The following is a 21,594-nucleotide window of genomic DNA, read 5'->3' as shown; positions in this document are numbered from 1 at the left end:
AATCAGCACGCCTCCCTGCGCGGGCGTTCCTTCTGTCCAAAGAGGGCGAGCGGCTGGTTGCGCCCGCGCAATGGTGCCGGCTCCAGCGCAATCCAACCTTCGCGCGCGGGCTCCCCCGCCGCCGCAAGCACTGCGTCCGAGACAATAATCTCCATCGCGCAGGCCTTGGTCATTTGCTCAAGCCGTGCGGCAATATTCACGGTATCACCAAGGGCCGTATACTCCAGACGGTCTTCATCTCCGACCACACCGGAGAAAACCTCGCCCCAATGAAGCCCGATGCCCACGCTCACGGCGCTGCGCCCTGCCTTCAGCCGGGTTTCAGACCAATCCTGCACTTCTTCCGAGAGCCTTTGTGCGCACTCAAGCGCCCGTTGGGGAGCGGCCTCGCCATCAAACAACAGCATCGCGCCATCGCCGATAAACTTATCGACCATGCCGCCGGTTTCGCGGGCCGCCTTCTGAACCCGAATGCGATATTCGGTGACAAAGGCGCCAACCTCGGCCGGATCGCGCCCCTCCGCCCAGGAGGTAAAGCCGCGAATATCGACAAACATAACAGCCATATCCTGCCGCTGTTCCTGCCGCACATCTGCAAGGGTTTCGCCCTGAATACGGTCCGCCAACCGAGCGGGCAGATAGCGGGTCAGCAGCAGGCGCTTCTCCGTCTCGATCAAGGTTCGATGCAGAAGATCCCGAAGCGCCGCCGCCGCGACCACCAGAACCACGCCTGCAAGCAGGATCATGGTCAGACGCACGATGTTGGGTGGCACGGACACAAGATGTTTGATGCGATTGATCGCGTCGGGTGACACCGTCACATCGCTCACAAAACTCAGATACCCGAGACCCGCAACGATCAGCACCACACAATAGGCCTGCAGATAAGGATTGAACCGCAAAACGGCGAAGGCCATCACCACGGGAACCAGCCAGGTCGGCGGCAACAGGAATGTTAGGGCTCCGGGCATGGAGATATTCTCAAGCCCCACCCAGGCATTCACCAGCATAAACAGACAATCCAGCGTCACCACCGGCCAGATCATCCAGCGCCGAAACCGCCCACTGCGCGCAAGCCACAGGCTGAACACCCCAAGGAGCAGGTAGGACAGCATCGACAGGACGGCGAAAATCCACTGTTCCCGCAGAAAATCAGCAATCTCCTCGGGTGGTTCGCCCACCGCGAGGAAGAAGACCACCATGAGCCCAAGCGCGACGAAAATCCGCAGGATCGAGACAACCTTCTCCGCCCGCAGCTCCGCTTCGCGCAAGAGTGCCGCATCCGGTGCGGTGCGACGGTGGCGCAGAGGTCTCATTCGCCCGGGTGCTCCAGGGCAACAACCCGCGATACGCTCTCTGGGTTAAGGTCCTCAAAGTCAAAATTATCTAGCCGCTGGGCGCGTCGCCCAGCCTTGTCGGCGCTGATCTTGATATCGGAAATATCCCGTTGGGCTTGCGCGAAATGCCGATCGAGATTGCCCACCCGGTCGCCGAGACGTTCAACATCCTTGTGCAGCAGACCCAGTTCCTGGCGAATGGCGCCCGCCTGTTCGCGCATGCGGGCATCTTTCAGGATCGCCCGCATCGTGTTCAGCGTCGCCATGCATGTGGTGGGCGAGACGATCCAGACCTTGAGCGAGAACCCTTCGCGCACCACATCCGAGAAATTCGCGTGTAGCTCTGCATAGACCGCCTCCGAAGGCAGAAACATCAGCGCCCCGTCGGCGGTTTCCCCTTCGAGGATATATTTCTCTGCGATGTCTCGGATATGTTTGCGCAGCGCGCCCTTAAGGAGCCGGGCCGCTTGGGCGCGCGCCTCCTGGGTTTCAGCGCCGCGCAGCGCTTCATAGGGCTCGAGCGGGAACTTGCTGTCGATCACGATGGGCCCGGGCGGGTTGGGCAAGTGGATCAGGCAGTCCGCGCGTTTGCCATTGGAGAGCGTGTGTTGGAATGCATAGGAATCGCTCGGCAGCGCCTTTGAGACAATGTCATTCAACTGGATCTCACCAAAGGCGCCCCGCGTCTGCTTGTTTGACAGGATATCCTGCAGCGAAAGCACATCGCCCGAGAGCTTCGTGATATTGTCCTGCGCCTTGTCGATCACCGCAAGCCGTTCTTGCAACTGGGTGAGCGAGGTAGCAGTGCGTTTGGCATTCCCGTGCAGGCTCTCGGCCATGCGCTCCTGCATCTCGGACATTGCGCGCGCCTGTTTCATCGCGTTTTCTGCCAGCCGGTCGTTCATCCGCTGTTGCACATCTCCAAGGCGCGCTTCCATGGTCTGAAGGATCTGCATCTGCGCATGCGCCTGAGTGTCCGACACTGTCTGCAAGTTGCCGCGCAAGGCGTCCTGCCCGGCAGAGAGCTGCTGCGCCACATGCCCGAGCGTGTGCATCTGCTGGCTCAGGGGCTCCAGTGCGCGGGCGGTGCGCGCCGACGTGCGCCACGATTGAAACAGCAACACAAGCACCAAAAGCATGCCTGCGCCGGCGGCCCAAAGGACGGGTCCTGCGGCGCTCATATTGGCGATGGCAATCTCCATGCCGTCCATCAGATCTTCCTTAGCTGCGCCCAAAGAGGCGCTCGATATCCGCGAGTTTGAGCTCCACATAGGTGGGTCTGCCGTGATTGCACTGGCCGGAATGGGGCGTCTGTTCCATTTCCCGCAGGAGCGCGTTCATTTCCTCGCCGCGCATGCGCCGTCCGGAACGGATCGAGCCATGACAGGCCACCCGCGACAGGATTGCCTCAAGGCGCGCCTGCACCAGCTGGCTCTCACCCTGATCCGCCAGCTCATCCAGAATGTCGCGGATCATAGCCTCGGCATTGACCTCGCCCAGAATGGCGGGCGTTTCTCGCACAGCCACGGCGCTGCCGCCAAAGGCCTCAATGCCCAGTCCCAACCTGGCAAGATCCTCGGCAACTTCCAGCAGGCGCGCACAATCCCCATCCGAGAGTTCGATGATTTCTGGGATCAGCAGACCTTGGGTCGCGACGCCATTTTCGGCCAACTGACGTTTGAGCCGCTCATAAACGAGCCGTTCATGGGCGGCGTGCTGATCGACGATCACCATCCCGTCGCGGGTCTGGGCGATGATATAATTCTCATGCACCTGCCCGCGTGCCGCGCCAAGGGGCTGATCCTCGGCGGGGGGCTGAGCCTCCTCAAGAGGTGTCTCTTCGACCAGACGGCCACTGTAAGTGCCTGAGAACTCTGCAAACCCTACCGCATCAGAGGGAGGCGGCGCAGCATAGGACGGTGCCTGCGGCTGAGCGGGGGTCTGCGCCGCATAGGCGCTGTGCCGTGCGCCCAAGGACGGCCGGTCCATCTGATACACCCTCGGCGCCCCTGTCGCAGTCGGCTGTTCCGGTCGCATCGCCCCCAGGGTCGCGCCCGCCACGGTGCTGGAGGCACGATGGCCGGCCTCGGCGAGCGCGTGGCGCAGCGCCGAGACGATCAGCCCGCGCGCCAGCCCCGGATCACGGAAGCGCACCTCGGATTTTGCCGGATGTACGTTCACGTCCACCAGCGTCGGGTCACAGTCGATAAAGAGGGCCGCCGCCGGGTGGCGATCCCGGCTGAGGAAATCCATATAGGCCGCCCGCAGCGCCCCTGTGAGCATCTTGTCCTTTACCGGACGCGCATTCACAAACAGGAACTGCGTCACTGCCGCACCGCGCGAATAGGTCGGCAGGGCCGCATAGCCATAAAGCCGGATACCCTCGCGCGTGGCATCGATTTTCAGGGCGTTCTCGGCGAACTCACGCCCGATGACATGCGCCAGCCGACCGTGCAACGCATCAAAGAGATCGCCGTTCATGGGATCTGCGCGGAAGGTCACGCGGCCCTCTCCGCCACCTGAGACATCGCGCAAGGTGAAGCCCACTGAAGGCTCCGCCATCGCCAGCCGCTTGACCGTGTCCGAGATCGCCTGCATTTCCGCCCGGTCGGTGCGCATGAACTTGAGCCGCGCAGGTGTTGCAAAAAACAAATCGCGCAGCTCCACGATGCTACCCTGCCGGAGCGCCGCGGGCCTCACAGGCTCCATATGGCCGCCTGACACGCGGATCTGGGCTGCGTCATGTCCTTCGGCCCGGCTGGTGATCGCCAGCCGCCCCACCGCGCCAAGGCTCGGCAGCGCCTCGCCCCGAAAGCCAAAGGTGTGAATGTTCAACAGATCAGAGCCATCAATCTTGGAAGTCGCATGACGCGACAGCGCCAACGGCAGGTCCTCTGGTGTCATCCCGCAGCCATTGTCGATCACCCGGATCAGCGTCTTACCACCATCGGCGATCTCTACCGTGATGCGGGTCGCACCGGCGTCGATGGCGTTCTCCACAAGTTCCTTGACGGCCGAGGCCGGACGCTCGACCACCTCACCAGCCGCAATGCGGTTGATGGCGCCGTCATCCAGTTGCCGGATCACGGGGCGCGCGGGTTTGGCCGGCGCCTCAATCGGTGGTTTTTCGCTGATTTGGGGGTCGAGTGTAGCCATGCCGCAAGATTTAGCATGCCAGCCCGCGATTCTGCCACCCGCAATACGCGTGCGGATGGCCACTTGCAGACCCTCGATAGAGCTTCGCGCCTAGACGCCCGAGGGCGCACCCGCACGGGTGCGGCAGGGGCCAAAGAGCGCCGCGAGGGCGAGGATCACACCGGAAACGGTTGCAATCATGCCCGCCGCGCTCACGGCGTCGTTCATGCCGATCCATAGCGGGCCATAGCCTGCCAGCACATAGCCAAGAATGGCCGAGAGCGTGGCAAAGACAACGCTCCACGCGATCTGGATCTCCAGTCGATTGGTCATCATCCGCGCCGCCGCAGGCGGGCAGATAAACATTGCGATCACAATGATCGACCCCACCGCATCAAACGCCGCCACCGCTGCAATCGCCGCCATGATCACAAGCGCAAGCCCCAAGAGATCGGTGCGTAGGCCCATGGTTCGGGCAAAGCCTTCATCAAATGTCGAAATGTTCAGGGGCCGCCAGAAGAGCGCGATAAACCCGGCCACGACAACCAATGTCGCCGCCATCCGCGGCAGCTCGACGGGAAGATACGCCAGCGCCTCCGGATCGAGAAGTGACCCCCATCCGGTGCCATCCAGCCAGATCAGGCTCTCAAGGTTGCCATAGAGCGCATGCTCGACGTCCAGATGTACAGAGGACGTATCGCTCTGCTCCAACAAGAGCACACCCGCAGCAAAGAGCGTGGTGAACACAACGCCCATTGCCGCGCCGGGCTCAATCCGCCCGAGACGCCGGATCCCTTCGATCATCACAACCGCAACCACCGCCGCGCCGGCGGCCCCCAGCATCATCGGCCAGGTCGAAATTGCACCTGTCAGCAAAAAGGCCACGACGATGCCCGGCAAGGCAACATGGCTGATTGCATCCCCGATCAGTGCCTGTTTGCGCAACAGCAGGAAGTTGCCGGGTAGCGCACAGGCCACTGCGGCAAAGATACCGATCAGCAGCGGCGTGAGCGACAGGGTGACAAATTCGCTGCCCATCTAGAAGGCCTCCCTCGGGGTGCCGATCTTGCGGTCGATCTCCGCGATCTGATCCGGGGTCAGCACGGTTTCGATTTCGCGCAGCCCATCATAGAGCGCCGCCGCCGCTTCTTGCGCCTGATCGCGGCGCAGGATGTCCCAGCGGCGCTCATCGCGCAGCGCCTTGGCGGCGCGCGCCTGTCCCGCCTTGGTGGCCACACCGTCTGCGCGCACCAGACCTGCCCGAGACAAAAGCCGCAGAGTCAGGGGTTCATATATGGTCTGCGCTTGTGCAAGCGCCAAAAGCCCCTGCCGGATGTGCACGCGGCGCTGGAACCGACGGTGACGCAGCACCGCCGCCAGCACCCCTCGGTTGGGCGCTACCAGAAGCGAGAGCGCAAAAAGCGCAAAACTCATCAAGACGATGATCGGCCCCGTGGGCAGGTTCGGCGCCAAGGCCGAGACCACCGCGCCGAGGTAGGCGGCAACAGCGCCCAGCCCCCCCGCGAGGATCACCACATAGTCGGCCCGTTCGGTCCAGAACCGCGCGGTCACGGGCGGGATGATCAACAGTGCGACAATCAGGATCAACCCCACCACCTTGAGGCCAACCACCGTGACCGCCATCACCAGACCCATCATCAGCAGGTCGATCTTGTCGACCGGCAAGCCGCGTGCCGCCGCATATTCGGGATCAAATGCCACCATCGTCATGGGCCGTCGCGTCAGCAGGATCACCAGCAAAACCGCCGCTCCGCCTGAGGCGATCACCAGCGCGTCCGAGTAGAGCATGCCAGCGGTGGAGCCGAGCAGGAACCCCTCAAGCCCTGCCTGACGGCCAACCCCAAGGGTCTGGATAACCGTCAAAAGCACCACGCCAAAACCAAAGAACACAGACAACACCGCTCCAATCGCCGCGTCTTCGGCCAACCGGGTGTTTCGAGTGAGCCAGTTCATGCACCAAAGCCCGATCCCCGCTGAAACAGCCGAGCCAACGAGCAGCGCCGCAAGGCTGCGACCGTCTCCACCCAGAGCCACAAGGATCAGAAATGCCACGCAAACACCCGGCAAGGTCGCGTGGCTCACCGCATCCGACACCAGCGCCCGCTTGCGCAAGAACAGGAAGGTGCCAGTGATACCCGAAGCTGCGCCCAAGAGCGCCGCGCCGATCGCAACCAAGGTCGCGTTATAGCCCAACTGCAGGAACAGCGCGTCAATCAACATGCTCTGCTTGCCTTTCCGACCTGTTCAGGGTTCACAGAGGCCGCGCGATCTGTTCGATCTGCGCCGTGGCCAACCGCCCACCATAAGCCGTCTGCAAATTCTCCGCGGTGAAGGCCTCGGCAACCGGTCCTTCTGCCACCTTGCGGGTGTTGATCAGGAACACATTGTCGAAATAGTCCCCTACCGTCGCCAGATCATGATGCACCACCACCACGGTCTTGCCCTCGGCCCGCAGAGCCTTGAGGACGCCAATGATGGCTTTTTCCGTGGCCGCATCCACGCCTGCAAAGGGCTCGTCCAGCAAATAGAGGTCTGCGCCCTGTGCCAGGGCGCGCGCGAGGAACACGCGCTGCTGCTGGCCGCCCGAAAGCTGCCCGATCTGACGGGTGGCAAATTCGCTCATCCCGACGCGCTCCAGACAGTCTCTCGCGATCTTGTGGTGGGTCCCCCGGATGCGCCCCAAAAGCCCCAACTCGCGATAGAGCCCCATCATCACCACGTCGATCACCCGGGTTGGGAAATCCCAATCAACTGATGCGCGTTGTGGCACATAGGCGATCCGCGCGCGTTGATGATCGAGCGGGCGACCAAACACCTGCACGCGGCCGGACACGGGCGGCACAATGCCCAGCGCGGCCTTCAGAAGGGTAGATTTCCCTGCTCCATTTGGCCCGATAATCGCAGTCATCTGGCCCGGCTCAACTGTCATGTCGACCGAAAACACCGCAGGCTTTTCACCGTAGCTGACAGTCAGACCACGAATGGCGAGCGGACTTTGATCCCACTGCGTATCCGGTGCGGTCTGGCCATTATGGCTGGCCAATGAGAGCTGCATCATCAGTGCCCAGCCCCAAGCTTGCCGTCCATCCCAGCCCCAGGCACCTCTGCGCCCAAAGCGCCGGCAATGGTGGTAAAGTTATGGTCGAGCATGCCCACATAGGTCGCCTCATAGGTGCCATCCGCCCCCATCGCGTCCGAGAAGAGCTCGCCGCCAATCGCAACTGCATGCCCTTTGGCCGCCGCCCCTTCGATCAGCGCCCGCATGGAACGATCCGCAACAGAGGTCTCTACAAAAACGGCCTTGATCTGGCGCTCCACCAGGGTGTCGACCAAGGCGCCTATCCGGTTCAGCCCCGCCTCGGATTGGGTGGAGATGCCCTGCAGGCCCATCACCTCAAACCCGTAGTCACGACCAAAATATCCAAAGGCGTCATGCGCGGTGACCAGCACGCGGTTTTCCTGCGGAACGCCGGACACAACACGCCGTCCGTAATCTGACAGCCGATCTAGCTCGCCAAGGTGGCGCTCAAGGTTGGCGGCAAAACGATCCGCAAGCGCGGGACGCGCAGCCGTGAGCGCGCGCGCCACCTCTCGCACGACATGCTTCCACAGCTCGGGGCTCATCCAGACGTGCGGGTCGAACTTATCCGCATAGTCGTCGTGACCCCGCAAAAGATCCTTGGGCATGGCCTCCGCCACCGCCACGACCTCGCGCTTGCGGGCCAAACCGTGAAAGAAGTCCTCCATCTGCGCCTCGAGATAGAGGCCATGCCACAGGACCAGATCCGCGCGGGTCATCGCCGCGATGTCGCTGCGGGTCTGGCGATAGGCGTGCGGGTCGACCCCCGCACCCATCAGCGCCGTGACCTCTACATCCGCGCCGCCAATCTGACGCGCAGCATCCGCGATCATGCCCGTGGTCGCCACAACATCGAGCCGCCCTTCTGTGGCAACGACCGGTGTCGCAGCCAAAGCCGCGACAGCCCCAAGCCCCAAAAGCGTATGACGTCGGTTCAACATGTATGTGCTCCCTGTCCGCAAGATTCTCGCTTCTCTCCCGGTCAATATGAGAACGCTTCGCAACTTCGTCAATGAAAATGAGAATTATTCTCACATAACTTCGTTTTTTGTCCTTTTGGTAAAAAATTGGACAGGAAAACCTCGGGGAAACCTTGCATCAAAGCGGGATCGCGTGCGATTTTGGGGCGAAACGTTCGAGGACTCCCGAAAATGGACAGCCAAACCGCAGAAGACGGCACGCAGCCGCCGAAGACCTCCGCTGCCAAACCCTCCGCCAAGGCCAAGCCGACCGCAGCCGCCACGCAGGACCATGAACACAGCGACCTGCCCCGCAATCCGGGTATCGCGCTTGATCTCGACTGGGCCCTGAGCCTGGAGGCCAATACCTCCGCGATTGAACGCCGCTGCGCGAGCCTGCCGGGTCGGCGCTCGGTCAAGAAGGACTATCAGGCCGCTTGGCTCTTGAAGGCGATCAGCCTCATCGATCTCACCACGCTCTCGGGCGATGATACCGAGGCCCGCGTGCGCCGTCTCTGCGCCAAGGCGCGCCAGCCGGTGCGAGCGGATATTCTCTCGGCACTTGGCATCGACGGGATCACGACCGGAGCCGTCTGTGTCTATCACGACATGATCCCCGCCGCCGTGCGCGCGCTGCATGGCACCCATATCCCGGTTGCCGCCGTCTCTACGGGCTTTCCGGCGGGGCTGTCGCCCTTCCACCTGCGGCTCGAGGAAATCCGCGAAAGCGTGCGGGCCGGCGCCAAGGAAATCGACATTGTGATCTCGCGCCGCCATGTGCTCTCGGGGGACTGGCAGGCGCTTTATGACGAGATGAAAGCCTTCCGCGAGGCCTGCGGAGATGCCCACGTCAAGGCGATCCTCGCCACTGGCGAGCTTGGCACTCTGCGCAATGTCGCCCGCGCCTCGATGATCTGCATGATGGCGGGTGCCGACTTCATCAAGACGTCCACTGGCAAAGAGAGCGTCAACGCCACCCTGCCCGTCTCGTTGGTGATGATCCGCGCCATTCGCGAGTATTACGAGCGCACCGGCTTTCATGTGGGCTACAAGCCCGCTGGTGGCATCTCCAAGGCCAAAGACGCGCTGGTGTACCTCAGCCTCATGAAAGAGGAACTTGGCAACCGCTGGCTGCAGCCGGACCTGTTCCGCTTTGGCGCGTCCAGCCTTCTGGGCGACATCGAACGCCAGCTCGAACACCATGTGACCGGCGCCTATTCCGCTGGCTACCGCCACCCGATGGCGTGAGGACCAAGATATGACAATCAAAGAGATCTTCGAGACCATGGACTATGGCCCCGCCCCGGAAAATGCCGCAGAAGCCCTTGCTTGGTTGGTCGACCAGGGCAGCCAGTTTGGTCACTTCATCAACGGTGATTTCACCGCCCCCGGCACAGTGTTCGAGAGCAAGAACCCCGCAACCGGCGAGGTTCTGGCAGAGCTGACACAAGCCACGCAAAAGGACATTGATGCGGCTGTCAAAGCCGCCCGCGCCGCGCAAGAAGGCTGGGCCGCGATGGGCGGTTCCGGTCGCGCCACATACCTCTATGCCATCGCCCGCCTCCTGCAGAAACACAGCCGCCTCTTTGCGGTGCTAGAGACGCTCGACAACGGCAAACCGATCCGCGAGAGCCGCGATATCGACGTGCCGCTGGTCCAGCGCCATTTCTACCACCACGCGGGCCACGCGCAGCTGATGGATGACGAGATGAGCGACCGCGCCGCACTTGGCGTTTGCGGTCAGATCATCCCGTGGAATTTCCCGCTCTTGATGCTCGCGTGGAAGGTCGCGCCTGCACTCGCCATGGGTAACACGGTGGTGCTGAAACCCGCCGAATATACCTCGCTCACCGCGCTGCTCTTTGCCGACATCTGCCGTCAGGCGGGCCTGCCCAAAGGGGTCGTGAATATCGTAACCGGCGACGGGGCCGTGGGCGAGATGATCGTCAATGCAGAGGTCGACAAGATCGCCTTTACCGGCTCCACTTCGGTGGGGCGCAAGATCCGCGAAGCCACTGCAGGGTCCGGCAAGGCGCTGACGCTCGAGCTTGGCGGCAAAAGCCCCTACATCGTCTTTGACGACGCTGATCTTGATAGCGCCATCGAAGGCCTCGTGGATGCGATCTGGTTCAATCAGGGGCAGGTCTGCTGCGCGGGCTCCCGGCTCTTGGTGCAAGAGGGCGTCTCTGAGCGGTTCCACCAGAAACTGCGCGCACGGATGAAAACCCTGCGTCTGGGCGATCCGCTCGACAAATGCATCGACATCGGCGCTGTGGTCGACCCCGTTCAACACGCCGAGATCAGCCGTCTGGTGGCCTCGGCCACAAACTGCACCGTGCATCAATCGGCAGTCAACATGCCCGCAAAGGGCTGTTTCTTCCCGCCGACCCTGATCGAGGGCCTCTCGCCCTCTGATCCCTTGATGCAGGAAGAGATCTTTGGCCCGGTTCTGGTCTCTACCACCTTCCGCACCCCAGCAGAGGCTGTGGAGCTCGCAAACAACACCCGCTACGGGCTTGCAGCGACGCTCTGGACAGAGAATGTGAACCTCGCGCTGGATGTCGCACCCAAGCTCGTTGCCGGCGTGGTCTGGGTCAATGGAACCAATATGTTTGATGCCGCTGCCCCCTTTGGCGGCGTGCGCGAGAGCGGCTTTGGCCGCGAGGGCGGAGTTGAGGGCCTGATGGCCTATACCAAGCCCAAGGCACAGTCTGAGGCGCTCCAGCCGGTTGTGGCCTTTGAAGGCAACGCCAAAAGCGCGACCCCGGAAGGGATTGACCGCACCGCGAAGATGTTTGTCGGCGGCAAGCAAGCGCGCCCCGACAGCGGCTATTCCAAACCCGTGTATGGCCCCAAAGGCGACCTATTGGGCCACGTCGGCCTTGGCAGCCGCAAGGATGTCAGAAATGCCGTCGAGGCCGCTAATGCGGCCAAGGGCTGGGCCAAGACCACCGGCCATCTACGCGCGCAGATCCTTTATTATCTGGCCGAGAACCTCGCCGCTCGCGCGGGGGAGTTTGCGGCCCGCATTGACGCAATGACCGGCAAAGGAGAGGGCGCCGCAGAGGTCGAGGCGTCGCTGCAACGCCTCTTCTCTGCCGCAGCCTGGGCCGACAAATACGACGGTCTCGCCCATGGCGTGCCGATCCGTGGCGTGGCTCTTGGCATGAAAGAACCCGTGGGCACCATTGGCGTCCTCTGCGCCGATGAGGCGCCGCTCCTGGGGCTCGTCTCGGCCATGGCCCCCGCCATTGCCATGGGCAACCGCGTGGTGCTCGCGGCCTCAGAGGCCTTTCCTCTGGCGGCTACGGATCTTTATCAGGTGCTCGAAACCTCTGATGTGCCCGCTGGCGTGGTCAATATCCTCACCGGCCCGCACAAGGACCTCGGTGACACAATGGCCAAGCACCTCGATATCGACGCGGTCTGGAGTTTCTCTTCCAGCGACCTCTCCAAGATGATCGAGGCCGCTTCTGCCGGGAACCTCAAGCGCACCTGGGTCAACAACGGCCACGCCTTCGATTGGTCGCGCGATCAGTCAAAGCGCTTCTTGCAGGCCGCGACAGAGGTCAAGACCGTCTGGATCCCCTACGGCGAGTGATCAACGGTGGGGCTCCGGGCCTTCCCTGAGACCACCACAAAACCAAAGCGGCGCGGCCCCACCTGGGACCGCGCCGCATTCGATTTCAAACCACGTGCAGAGACTTAATCCGTAGAACTCAGCCCCTCGGGCTCTCCGACGACCACAAATCGCAGCCCTTCGGGATCAAGCAGCTCTTTGGCGACCCGGTTCACATCCTCAAGCGTCACCGCCTCGACCTTCTGGTTGCGGGTCACCACGTAATCGGTCGAAAGCCCGTCCATCTGCATCGCCACAAGGATCGATGCAATCTGGCTGTTACCATTGAACCGCAGGGGATAGGCACCCGTCAGATAGGTCTTGGCGTCCTGCAACTCCGCCTCCGTGACACCGCTCTCGACCAGAGCCTGCCACTGATCGCGCACCACGCCCACCGCTTCGGCCATTTTCTCATTGGCAGAGGCAAATGAGCCCATGTAGGTGGCAGCCAGATCCCGCGGCACCAGATAGCTATAGACACCGTAGGTGAGGCCCCGCTTGGTGCGTACCTCTTGCATCAGGCGGGTTTCAAACGACCCACCGCCCAAAATCTGGTTAAGCACATAAGCGGCAAAGAAGTCGGGATCGTTTCGATCCATACCCTTCTGCCCAAAGAGCGCCACCGATTGCGGCGTTGCAAAGGGAACCACGGTGGTCCCCCCGGTCAACAGGACTTCTGCCGGACCGGGCATCGGCGCACCCTCGGCAGGGAGATCGCCCAAAAGCTCGTCGAGCAACGCCCCCAAGGCTTCGGGGGTGATGTCGCCCACCGCGCTCACATAAAGCCGATCGCGGGCAAACACTGCCTCATGCGCGGCAAACATATCCTGACGCGTGAGCGCCGAGACACTCTCGATGGTGCCTTTGCCATCGCTGCCATAGGGATGATCGCCAAAGGCCTGCTGGGCAAAGGTCTTGCCCGCAATCGCATTTGGGTCGGTCTGGTCCGAACGCAAGCCCACAAGCACCTGCGCACGCACCCGATCCAAAGCGTCCTGATCAAACCGTGGTTCCTGAATGGTCTGGCGCAAGAGCTCCATCACGTCATCCCGGTTCTCGCTGAGGAAACTTGCAGAAATTGAAACCGTGTCCTTGTCCGCGTCATAGGAAAAATCTGCAGCAAGGGCCTCAAGCGCGCGGGCATAGTCCTGCGCACGCAGCTCCCCTGCCCCCTCTTCGAGGAGCCCGCCCATCAGATGCACGGCCCCGCGTTTTCCGGGCGCATCCAGCGAGGTGCCGCCCCGGAACCGCAGTTCCAGCGCCGCGAAGGGGATACTGTGATCTTCGACCAGCCAAGCCTTGATGCCGCCAGGCGAGGTCACTTCCTTGATGTCAATCTCCGCCCGCGCCATCTGCGCAGCGAACATTAGTGCAAACCCGAGGCATAGCGCCATCAGGGCGCGTTTCACGGGACGCATGTCAAAAGCACGCGCACGTCGGGCTGTCTTGAAGCGGCTCATTGGGCGACCTCCTGCGGGCTTTGGATCAGGTATCCGGTGACCGAGGCTTGCGGGCGCAAGACCTCGCGCGCGACGGCGATGATCTCGTCTTCAGTGATGGATTGCAGCACCCGTGGCCAGTCCTGCACGTCCTCAACCGTCAGCCCGGAGGTCAACGCGCGACCATAGCGGTTGGCAATCCGATCGACGTCATCGCGGGCATAAATCTCCGAGGCGCGCAGCTGCAGCTTGATCCGGTCGAGCTGTGCGGTATCAACGCCAGCCTCAAGAAACTGCGCAACGCTGCGATCCAGCGCGGCCTCGGCCTCGTCCAGCGTGACGCCATCGGCAGGCACAATCACAAAATCAAACGTGGTGTCATCCAGCGACACCCCAGAATAGAAGGCTGCCGTATAAACCGCCACCTGCTGCTCGAACTGGAGCGCATTGGCGAGATAAGACGTGCTGCCCCCGCCCAGAAGCTGCGAGAGCAGATAAAGCGCCGCCGCTTTTTCCTGACTGCCACTGTCACGTTCGGGCGCCAGATAAGACCGCTGCACATAAGGCTGAGACACCCGGGGGTCGGCAAAGGTCAGCCGACGCGCCGCGGTTTGGGGGGGCTCCTCGCTGCGCAGCCGCTCGGGCAGATCTGGGTTGGCCGGGATCACGCCGTAATAGGTCTCGGCCAGCTTGCGGACCGCCTCGGGTTGCACATCGCCCGACACCACAAGGATGGCATTGTTTGGCGCATAATATGTGCCGTAGTAGGACAGCGCGTCCTCCATCGACAGGGTCTCCATCTCATGCCGCCAGCCAATCACCGGCTGGCCATAGCGATGGTTGAGATATTGCACCGCGCGCATCTGCTCTCGAAACAGGGCCGTTGGATCATTGTCGGTGCGCTGATTGCGCTCCTCTAGGATCACCTCGCGCTCGGTCACGATGTCGGTCTCGGTGAGGCGCAGATTGCGCATCCGGTCCGCTTCCATCTGCATCATCAGCTCAAGCCGGTCGGCAGCCACGCGCTGAAAATACGCGGTGTAGTCATAGCTGGTGAACGCATTGTCGCGCCCGCCATTGCGCGCGACCGTCGCCGAAAGCTCGCCCGCCTCCAGCGTGTCGGTCCCTTTGAACAACAGATGTTCGAGAAAATGCGCAACACCGCTCTGACCGACTGGCTCATCTGCAGAACCGGCACGGTACCAGACCATATGCTGCACCACAGGGGCGCGATGGTCTTCGACCACGACCACCATCATGCCATTTTCAAGTGTGAAGGTTGTGACCATCTCGGCGCCGCTTTGCGAGGTTTGCGCGGCCCCTGCCCCATCCACGGACGTCTCCTGCGCCATAAGACCCGGCGCGCCAAGTCCTGTCGCCATCACGACGGCACAAAGCGCAGACCGCCAGCTGGCCCGAAGCCCCGACAGGATTGCTGCCTCAGTTGTCATGTGTCCTATCCTCCAGATCGGTACCCGAGCGCGCGCGACGACACGGCCCGGCGCAGAGTCGTTTTAGCCTGCTGGGCATCAAATTACGGTGCCGACCGTCAGCGACAAGACGGTTTGCCGAAATTGTGAAGGGTTATTCGCCGTTTGGTGGCGAAGAGGGCGTCGGAACCCCGGCCCGACGATAGGCGGCGCTGACGCGTTGCGGATCCAGCGCATCGTCCTCGTAGGTTTCCGCATAGCGGTCCACGGGGAAGAGCTTGATATTTGCGAGAATCCCCGCCCGCTTGCGCCGCTTCGTATCCTCGGCCGTCAATGTCTCGCGAATGTCGCCTTCAACGCCATAGCGGCTTGCCGCCGCCACCAATGTCCCTTCGGAGGCAGGGATCCCGGCGCCACTCGGCCGTCCGCCCAGCGCGACAATCGCTTCGGCCTGCGGGTTGCGGTCGGTGCGATTGCTGCCACCGGGCGTGGGCTCGGGCAGGGCAGCATAGCTTTCCGGCTGTTCCAGCGGTTTGCTGGGCAAAACGAGGAATTCATCCGGCGAGTTGCGGCGCGCATCCAGATCATGCAGCGGCTTGTTGGCACAAGCGCCCAGCAGCAAAACAGAGCTCAAGATGATCGGTGCAGTCACAAAGCGCATGGGGCGCGATCCTCTTTGTGCATGCCGCGCGACAGCCAGAACCCGGAAAGCGCCTCAGACATGCGTTATCAATCAGTTGGGTCCTTATCCGGCGATCCACCCGCCGCAGGCCCAGACGGTCTCTGTACCTCTAGCGCATATCGCGCAGGAGGTCACGCGGGCTTTTTTGCGCGGCCTTCAAACAGGATCAACCCTGCCGCTCCCGCAAAAATGAACACATCCGCGACATTGAACACATAAGGGTTGTTGATCCCGCAGCACGACATGTTGAGAAAATCGAGCACATAGCCATAGAGCACCCGGTCCAGCACATTGCCGAGCGCGCCGCCGATGACCAGCCCCGCGCTGATCAGCATCAGGCGACTGTTGGCGTGGCTGCGGCGCACCCAGAGGAACACCGCAGCACAGATTATCAAAGAGATCCCGATCAAGATCCAGCGGCTGGAATCGCCGCCATCATTGAACAGACCAAAATTGATGCCCCGGTTTTCGCCATAGCGAAAGTTGAGCAAGGGCGGAGCCACATCAATGCGCAGCACACGCACCAGATCGAGGCCGAAGACGACTCCGATCTTGGTGGCCTGATCCACGATCAGCGCAATGAGGGCCGCAAGATACAGCGCATAGCTCCGCATGGTCTCTTGATCTCCGGTCTTAGTGGCGGAAGTGGCGCATACCGGTAAAGACCATGGCAAGCCCCGCGTCATTCGCCGCCTTGATGACCTCGTCATCACGCATGGAGCCACCGGGCTGAATGACGCAGGTGGCGCCATTGGAAGCTGCTTCCATCAGGCCATCAGCGAAGGGAAAGAAAGCATCCGACGCCACTGCGGAGCCTTTGGCGAGGCTTTCGGGCAGTTCCATCGCATCCGCCATGCGCTGTGCTTTGACACCTGCAATCGTGGCGGAGTCGACGCGGCTCATCTGGCCTGCGCCCACGCCCACCGTCTGGCCGTCTTTGACATAGACAATCGCGTTGGATTTCACATGTTTGGCGACCTTCCAGGCAAAGAGCAGATCCGCCATCTGCTCTTCGGTCGGTGCCTTTTCGGTCACCACTTTCAGGTCGTCCATGGCCCGGTGGCCAACGTCCTTGTCCTGCACCAGCATCCCGCCCGAAACCTGACGGGTGGTCAGGCCTGCGTCCTGCGGGTTAGGCAGGCCCTCGGTGATCAAGAGGCGCAGGTTCTTCTTCGCCGCAAAGATCGCCTTGGCCTCATCCGAGGCCCCCGGTGCGATCACCACTTCGGTAAAGATCTGGGTGATTGCCTCTGCGGTCTCGGCATCAAGCGGCATGTTGAGCGCAACGATGCCCCCGAATGCTGAGGTGCGATCGCAGTCAAACGCCTTGTTGTATGCCTCCAAGAGGGTTGCGCCACGCGCCACGCCGCAGGGGTTGGCGTGTTTGATGATCGCCACGGCCGGGCCGTCCTCGGGGGCGAATTCGCTCACGAGTTCAAAGGCTGCGTCGGTGTCGTTGATGTTGTTGTAGGAGAGTTCCTTGCCCTGCAACTGCTCTGCGGTCGCCACGCCCACACGCTCGGTGCCATCGGTGTAGAAGGCCGCGTCCTGATGCGGGTTCTCGCCATAGCGCAGCGTCTGCGCAATCTGACCAGCAAAGGCACGGCGGCGCGGCGCATCAAGACCGATCGCTCCGGCCATCCAGTTCGACACAGCCGCATCATAGGCAGCGGTGCGCGCATAGGCGTTCTGTGCCAGCCACTGACGGAAGGCAAAGGAGGTCTGACCGTCGTTCTGGTCCAGCTCCTCCAAGAGGACGCCGTAATCCTCAACATCCACCACCACATTGACAAACGCGTGGTTCTTGGCCGCCGCGCGGATCATCGCGGGACCACCGATGTCGATGTTCTCGATCATTTCGTCATAGGCCGCACCGCGCTTCAGCGCCGCCTCAAAGGGGTAGAGGTTCACCACCAAGAGATCGATTTCGCCAATGCCATGATCGGTCATCGCGGCCACATGCGCGTCATTGTCGCGCAGAGCCAGAAGGCCGCCATGCACCATCGGATGCAGGGTTTTTACGCGGCCATCCATCATCTCGGGAAAGCCGGTCACCTCGGAGACGTCCTTCACGGTCAGCCCGGCATCGCGCAGCGCTTTGGCAGTGCCACCGGTCGAGAGCAGTTCAACCCCGCGCTCAGCGAGGGATTTACCCAGCTCGATCAGCCCGGTTTTGTCAGAGACGGACAGAAGGGCGCGGCGGACGGGGTGGAGGTCGGTCATCGGTGTCAGAATCCTTGTTCAGGTTCACTCTTCGTAGGCCATGGGGTCGTCGCGGGCCAAGTCGCGCACGGCCACAGCCGTTTCCTGCGCCTTGCTGAGGGTCCAGCGGATCTGGGTCGCATATTGAATGGCCCGGCCCGACAGGACGATTTGCAGCGATTGACGCGGCTTCAAGCGGGCCTTTTCCAGGTAAACGCTGGTTTCCAGCTTGAGGTCGCATTGACCATCGTGACGGAATACCCAGATTTCCCCACTCTTGAGCGCCATGGATACTGCTGCGCCCCCTAAGTCAAGGGCTGCGTCCACATCCGGGTGCAAATGGAACCGTAAATCATAGCCAATACCGCGCAGGCCGCCCGCGTCCAGCGCCCTGTCGAAGCACTTTTTTGCGGCGTCATCAAGTGCCAGCACCATGTCCTCGCCCGACACCATGCGCCCGTCCACCGACAGTTCCAAAGAGCGCGCAATGGTCACGCCATAGGATTTGGCATAGCCATCATGAGCACCCTGAAACCGATACCCATCCACAAGGTCTTCGCGCTCGATTGGCACATCGGTGGGCGCGTCGATCAGGAACTCATGTCCCGTGCCCTTTTGCGGCGCGGCCAGCCGGGCGCTTGAGTGCCCTTCGATACAGAGCGCAGAATGAGAGGGCGTGGCCCGTCCCGCCCGACGCCACTCTAGCCCGAAATTCTCGCCCGCGCCGCAATTCACGATCAAGGGACGCCGCCCGGACGTTAGCTCGAAAGCCAAAGTCGAAGCGTGTGCATTGTAGGAGGCCTTGCCAACGGGTGGCACGGTGGCATCAATGATGAGCGAAGTGCGCCGCGCCGAGAGTCGTGCAAACCCCATCGCCAGCCCTTCAAAGGGTCTTGCAGGGACATGCGAGGCGGCCAGCGCGTGATCGAGCCAGCCCTCCTGCCCGCGCCCGCCGCCATGAAACCGCGCCAGCGCCCCGTCGCTGTGGCGCAAGGCCCGCAGTGTGGGTGCGATACGATCCAGCGCGGCGTGATGCTCGCGCGGCACCGACCGTCCCGCTTCATGCAACGCCGCTGCGGCCCATGTGAGCAAGGTGAACACATCCAGTAGCTCTTCGGGGTTGCGGGTCGGCAGGCCGCCCTCGGCGTTGATCTGCTGCGCGCAGTCCTGAGCCAGCGCTTTGACCGCAGGGTCTGCGAGTTCCTCGCAGCCCTTGAGCGCAAGCCCCGCATAGATCAGCCCGGTAAGCGCCTCAAACCGCGGCAAGCCAGGCGATGCCCCCTTCCAGCGCTGCGACAGGAACCACGTCTGCTGCGAGAGAGACCGATAAAAGGCATCGGAGGCTGGTTTGTCCTGACCACTCAGCAGGAATAGGGCGTGGTTGATCCATCGAATCACGCGCCGCCCGGTCAGATCCGGCGACCAGCCGGGACCAGTGCCCTTGCCAAACTCATCGATCCAGCCCCGGACCCAGTGCTGGGCCTTGCTGCGCGCCTTCAGATCGCCGACCGCGGCCAGATCATCGAGCCATGTACAGCCCTGGCGCTCTGCCTCAAAGGCAAAATCAGGCGCCTCCACATCCCAAAGGCCAGTGGTGTCACTCTCTACCAGATAGCCTGCAAACAGGAGGTTGCCGGCCACCAGCTGCCGCCCACGCGCAAAACTGCCTATGGTACGCGGCTCGGGCTGCGAGACAAACCCAGTGGCCGCGGGCTGTTTGCGCGCCTTCCAGGCGGTATAGCGGTTCAGCAGTCGCGTGCCGCGACTGGCCATTCGGTCATATTTGGACATGCTCTCTTGCCTCACGCGCCTTTGGCGTTTTGGCGGGAGGATAACGCGCCTGCGGTCGGGAGTCATGCGCTCTGTTGCGACGAGGACGCCAGAGCTGCAAACTCTCCCGCCCGTCGCGTATCATCAGAGCAGGGTCCGCTCCCGTTGGGCCGAGCGCCCTGCGGGCGGGGCACCGGGTGCCTTGCGGAGCCTTAGACCTCGGCCTTTACGAGTTCGGCCATGTAGAACCCGTCCATACCGCCAATCTCGGCCCAATAGTCCGGTCTGAGGCGCAGGCCACCTTCTTCGGTGATCCAACTTGGATCAATACCCGAAAGCGACTTCAGCCGGTCACCGATCCGGGCACCGGGGAACATCTCGAGCATATCCTCGACCTGACATTCACCTTCGTCTGGCAAGAGGGAACAGGTACAATAGACCAGACGCCCTCCGGGCCGCACCAGCCCCCAGGCGTGGGCGAGCATCTGCGCCTGCAGCTCGATGAGCCCGCCAAAACCGGCACCGTCCTTGGCATGGGGCAAATCCGGATGGCGGCGGATGGTACCTGTGGCTGAACAGGGGGCATCCAGCAGAACCGCATCATACTGCCCCTTTTGTTCAAACACATCGCCTGCAACAACCGTGGCAGAGAGCCCGGTGCGCGTGAGGTTCTCCTGCAGACGCGCAAGGCGGTTTTCGGAAATATCAACCGCTGTGACCTGAGCCCCTGCGGCAGCCATCTGCAAGGTTTTGCCGCCGGGCGCCGCACAGAGATCAAGCACACGTTCGCCGCGCGCAGCATTCAAAAGCTGCGCCGGAAGGGCTGCGGCTGCGTCCTGCACCCACCACGCCCCCTGTTCATAGCCGGGAAGGGCCGAGACTTGACCCGCGTCCTGCAAACGCAGGCTTCCAGTAGGGGTCATCGCACCTTCCAGCGCCGCCAGATCTGCCCCCGGCTTGGCGCTCAGATCCAAAGGCGCGCCTTTAAAATGGGCCGCTTCGATTGCGAGCATCGCATCGCTGCCCCACGCCTGCACCAGAGGCGCGCGCAGCCATTTGGGCAAACGCGGCACCCGCAGCTTGGCCCATTCGCCGGGCCCCTCGGTGGCCACCTTGCGCAGCACCGCATTGACCAGCCCCTTGAGCTGGCCATGGCGACGGTGACGCGCCACGAGATTGACGATGTCATTCACAACCCCATGCGCCGCGCCGCCCGAGCAGAGCTCGACGGTGCCCAGACGCAACGCATTGCGCACATGAAGCGCTGGCGGCTTGCGCAAATGTTTTGCAAGCACGCGGTCGGCACGTTCCAGCGCGCGCAGGACCTGCAGCGCGAGGCGTTGCGCGCGGGCCCGATCCGCGGGCTCGAGCCGCTCCAAGATCTGCGTCTGACACTCCGAGAGCAAAAGCCCTTCGCCCAGAACCTTGTCGAGAAGCGCAACCGCAGCGCGACGGGCATCTGAGGCGGAGGAAGGATGGTCAGTCATAGAGAAGTGCTCCTGATCGGGGATCGGCTTGTCCACATCGGACGCGGGCGTATATCATAGGCTCAGGATAATGAAACCCACGCTGCGGAGAAGCCCCGATGAGCGACACCCCCGAATCCAACCGGGCAAAGGACCTGCCCGCAGCCGCCCAGCGCGCTTTGGCGGAGGCTGAGGAACGCCGCAAGGCCCGTGACGCTGAAAAACCGTTGCCAACCGAACTTGGTGGTCGCGACGGCCCCGATCCCGCGCGCTATGGCGATTGGGAGAAAAAAGGCATCGCGATCGATTTTTGAGCTCGTCCAGTTTTTGAGCACAGCCACAAGGGGCTCTGCCCCTCGCTCCCTGCGGGCGCTCACCCCGGGATATTTGGGGATAGAAGAAGCTCCGACGTTTCCGGCTTGTTCCAGATACCCCGGCAGGGGGCGCCGACCCGG

General features: G+C 62.5%; 17 protein-coding genes. 3 read left to right on the top strand and 14 right to left on the bottom strand.

Annotation, left to right across the window (positions count from 1 at the left end; genetic code table 11):
* Nucleotides 1–2: 2 nt before the first annotated feature.
* The 7 genes from TM1040_RS04810 to TM1040_RS04780 all read right to left on the bottom strand — a co-directional run bounded on the left by TM1040_RS04810 (nucleotide 3) and on the right by TM1040_RS04780 (nucleotide 8,513).
* Nucleotides 3–1,316 (bottom strand): adenylate/guanylate cyclase domain-containing protein, encoded by a 1,314-nt coding sequence (locus TM1040_RS04810; RefSeq protein WP_011537473.1) that lies wholly within the window; start codon nucleotides 1,314–1,316, stop codon nucleotides 3–5.
* Nucleotides 1,313–2,548 (bottom strand): DNA recombination protein RmuC, encoded by a 1,236-nt coding sequence (locus TM1040_RS04805; protein ID WP_011537472.1) that lies wholly within the window; start codon nucleotides 2,546–2,548, stop codon nucleotides 1,313–1,315. The genes TM1040_RS04810 and TM1040_RS04805 overlap by 4 nt, the downstream gene beginning before the upstream one ends.
* 10 nt (nucleotides 2,549–2,558) lie before the next feature.
* Complete coding sequence (mutL, locus tag TM1040_RS04800; protein WP_011537471.1) at nucleotides 2,559–4,493, bottom strand: DNA mismatch repair endonuclease MutL; 1,935 nt, start codon at nucleotides 4,491–4,493, stop codon at nucleotides 2,559–2,561.
* 90 nt (nucleotides 4,494–4,583) lie between these two features.
* Entirely contained in the window at nucleotides 4,584–5,510 is a 927-nt protein-coding gene (locus tag TM1040_RS04795) for a metal ABC transporter permease (protein ID WP_011537470.1), read from the bottom strand.
* Nucleotides 5,511–6,713 (bottom strand): metal ABC transporter permease, encoded by a 1,203-nt coding sequence (locus TM1040_RS04790; protein WP_011537469.1) that lies wholly within the window; start codon nucleotides 6,711–6,713, stop codon nucleotides 5,511–5,513.
* A 31-nt stretch (nucleotides 6,714–6,744) separates the two neighbouring features.
* Nucleotides 6,745–7,548, bottom strand: a complete 804-nt coding sequence (locus TM1040_RS04785) for a metal ABC transporter ATP-binding protein (RefSeq protein ID WP_044026637.1) — start codon at nucleotides 7,546–7,548, stop codon at nucleotides 6,745–6,747.
* A gap of 2 nt (nucleotides 7,549–7,550) precedes the next feature.
* Complete coding sequence (locus tag TM1040_RS04780) at nucleotides 7,551–8,513, bottom strand: metal ABC transporter solute-binding protein, Zn/Mn family (protein WP_011537467.1); 963 nt, start codon at nucleotides 8,511–8,513, stop codon at nucleotides 7,551–7,553.
* A 210-nt stretch (nucleotides 8,514–8,723) separates the two neighbouring features.
* On the opposite strand from TM1040_RS04780, the gene deoC reads away from it, so the two are divergent.
* A complete protein-coding gene (gene deoC, locus TM1040_RS04775) occupies nucleotides 8,724–9,779 on the top strand; it encodes a deoxyribose-phosphate aldolase (RefSeq protein ID WP_011537466.1) in 1,056 nt (351 codons plus the stop codon).
* Nucleotides 9,780–9,789: 10 nt separating this feature from the next.
* Entirely contained in the window at nucleotides 9,790–12,132 is a 2,343-nt protein-coding gene (locus TM1040_RS04770; RefSeq protein ID WP_011537465.1) for an aldehyde dehydrogenase family protein, read from the top strand.
* A gap of 104 nt (nucleotides 12,133–12,236) precedes the next feature.
* Here TM1040_RS04770 and TM1040_RS04765 read toward each other — a convergent pair whose 3' ends face one another.
* From TM1040_RS04765 to TM1040_RS04735, 7 genes are all read right to left on the bottom strand, one after another.
* Nucleotides 12,237–13,610, bottom strand: coding sequence for a M16 family metallopeptidase (locus tag TM1040_RS04765; RefSeq protein WP_011537464.1), 1,374 nt, complete (start codon nucleotides 13,608–13,610; stop codon nucleotides 12,237–12,239).
* The gene (locus TM1040_RS04760; RefSeq protein ID WP_011537463.1) at nucleotides 13,607–15,040 is read right to left on the bottom strand and encodes a M16 family metallopeptidase; all 1,434 of its coding nucleotides are present in this window, start codon (nucleotides 15,038–15,040) and stop codon (nucleotides 13,607–13,609) included. Before TM1040_RS04760 ends, TM1040_RS04765 begins: the two co-directional genes overlap by 4 nt.
* Nucleotides 15,041–15,173: 133 nt before the next feature.
* Nucleotides 15,174–15,680 carry a DUF3035 domain-containing protein gene (locus TM1040_RS04755; protein WP_011537462.1) on the bottom strand — a complete coding sequence of 169 codons (507 nt, stop codon included), beginning with the start codon at nucleotides 15,678–15,680 and terminating at the stop codon, nucleotides 15,174–15,176.
* Nucleotides 15,681–15,832: 152 nt separating this feature from the next.
* Nucleotides 15,833–16,315 carry a signal peptidase II gene (gene lspA, locus TM1040_RS04750; RefSeq protein ID WP_011537461.1) on the bottom strand — a complete coding sequence of 161 codons (483 nt, stop codon included), beginning with the start codon at nucleotides 16,313–16,315 and terminating at the stop codon, nucleotides 15,833–15,835.
* 19 nt (nucleotides 16,316–16,334) lie between these two features.
* Nucleotides 16,335–17,924, bottom strand: coding sequence for a bifunctional phosphoribosylaminoimidazolecarboxamide formyltransferase/IMP cyclohydrolase (gene purH, locus TM1040_RS04745; protein ID WP_011537460.1), 1,590 nt, complete (start codon nucleotides 17,922–17,924; stop codon nucleotides 16,335–16,337).
* A gap of 24 nt (nucleotides 17,925–17,948) precedes the next feature.
* A complete protein-coding gene (locus tag TM1040_RS04740) occupies nucleotides 17,949–19,694 on the bottom strand; it encodes a heparinase II/III family protein (RefSeq protein WP_011537459.1) in 1,746 nt (581 codons plus the stop codon).
* Between the two features lie 191 nt (nucleotides 19,695–19,885).
* Complete coding sequence (locus tag TM1040_RS04735) at nucleotides 19,886–21,160, bottom strand: RsmB/NOP family class I SAM-dependent RNA methyltransferase (protein WP_011537458.1); 1,275 nt, start codon at nucleotides 21,158–21,160, stop codon at nucleotides 19,886–19,888.
* A 98-nt stretch (nucleotides 21,161–21,258) separates the two neighbouring features.
* Between TM1040_RS04735 and TM1040_RS04730 the strand changes: the two genes are divergently transcribed.
* Nucleotides 21,259–21,453: a DUF1674 domain-containing protein gene (locus TM1040_RS04730; protein WP_011537457.1), complete on the top strand. Its 195-nt coding sequence runs from the start codon at nucleotides 21,259–21,261 to the stop codon at nucleotides 21,451–21,453.
* Nucleotides 21,454–21,594 lie beyond the last annotated feature (141 nt).

Origin of the sequence: Ruegeria sp. TM1040 (genome assembly GCF_000014065.1) — a bacterium.
Lineage (GTDB): Bacteria > Pseudomonadota > Alphaproteobacteria > Rhodobacterales > Rhodobacteraceae > Epibacterium.
This window is presented reverse-complemented; position numbering and strand designations above follow the sequence as displayed.

Bases quoted from the DNA above. Each gene is read 5' to 3' on its own strand.
- TM1040_RS04740 (WP_011537459.1), bottom strand. From the start codon at position 19,694: ATGTCCAAATATGACCGAATGGCCAGTCGCGGCACGCGACTGCTGAAC.
- TM1040_RS04770 (WP_011537465.1), top strand. From the start codon at position 9,790: ATGACAATCAAAGAGATCTTCGAGACCATGGACTATGGCCCCGCCCCG.
- TM1040_RS04780 (WP_011537467.1), bottom strand. From the start codon at position 8,513: ATGTTGAACCGACGTCATACGCTTTTGGGGCTTGGGGCTGTCGCGGCT.
- TM1040_RS04810 (WP_011537473.1), bottom strand. From the start codon at position 1,316: ATGAGACCTCTGCGCCACCGTCGCACCGCACCGGATGCGGCACTCTTG.
- TM1040_RS04755 (WP_011537462.1), bottom strand. From the start codon at position 15,680: ATGCGCTTTGTGACTGCACCGATCATCTTGAGCTCTGTTTTGCTGCTG.
- TM1040_RS04760 (WP_011537463.1), bottom strand. From the start codon at position 15,040: ATGACAACTGAGGCAGCAATCCTGTCGGGGCTTCGGGCCAGCTGGCGG.
- TM1040_RS04785 (WP_044026637.1), bottom strand. From the start codon at position 7,548: ATGCAGCTCTCATTGGCCAGCCATAATGGCCAGACCGCACCGGATACG.
- purH (WP_011537460.1), bottom strand. From the start codon at position 17,924: ATGACCGACCTCCACCCCGTCCGCCGCGCCCTTCTGTCCGTCTCTGAC.
- TM1040_RS04730 (WP_011537457.1), top strand. From the start codon at position 21,259: ATGAGCGACACCCCCGAATCCAACCGGGCAAAGGACCTGCCCGCAGCC.
- TM1040_RS04805 (WP_011537472.1), bottom strand. From the start codon at position 2,548: ATGGACGGCATGGAGATTGCCATCGCCAATATGAGCGCCGCAGGACCC.
- TM1040_RS04735 (WP_011537458.1), bottom strand. From the start codon at position 21,160: ATGACTGACCATCCTTCCTCCGCCTCAGATGCCCGTCGCGCTGCGGTT.
- TM1040_RS04765 (WP_011537464.1), bottom strand. From the start codon at position 13,610: ATGAGCCGCTTCAAGACAGCCCGACGTGCGCGTGCTTTTGACATGCGT.
- deoC (WP_011537466.1), top strand. From the start codon at position 8,724: ATGGACAGCCAAACCGCAGAAGACGGCACGCAGCCGCCGAAGACCTCC.
- mutL (WP_011537471.1), bottom strand. From the start codon at position 4,493: ATGGCTACACTCGACCCCCAAATCAGCGAAAAACCACCGATTGAGGCG.
- TM1040_RS04795 (WP_011537470.1), bottom strand. From the start codon at position 5,510: ATGGGCAGCGAATTTGTCACCCTGTCGCTCACGCCGCTGCTGATCGGT.
- TM1040_RS04790 (WP_011537469.1), bottom strand. From the start codon at position 6,713: ATGTTGATTGACGCGCTGTTCCTGCAGTTGGGCTATAACGCGACCTTG.
- lspA (WP_011537461.1), bottom strand. From the start codon at position 16,315: ATGCGGAGCTATGCGCTGTATCTTGCGGCCCTCATTGCGCTGATCGTG.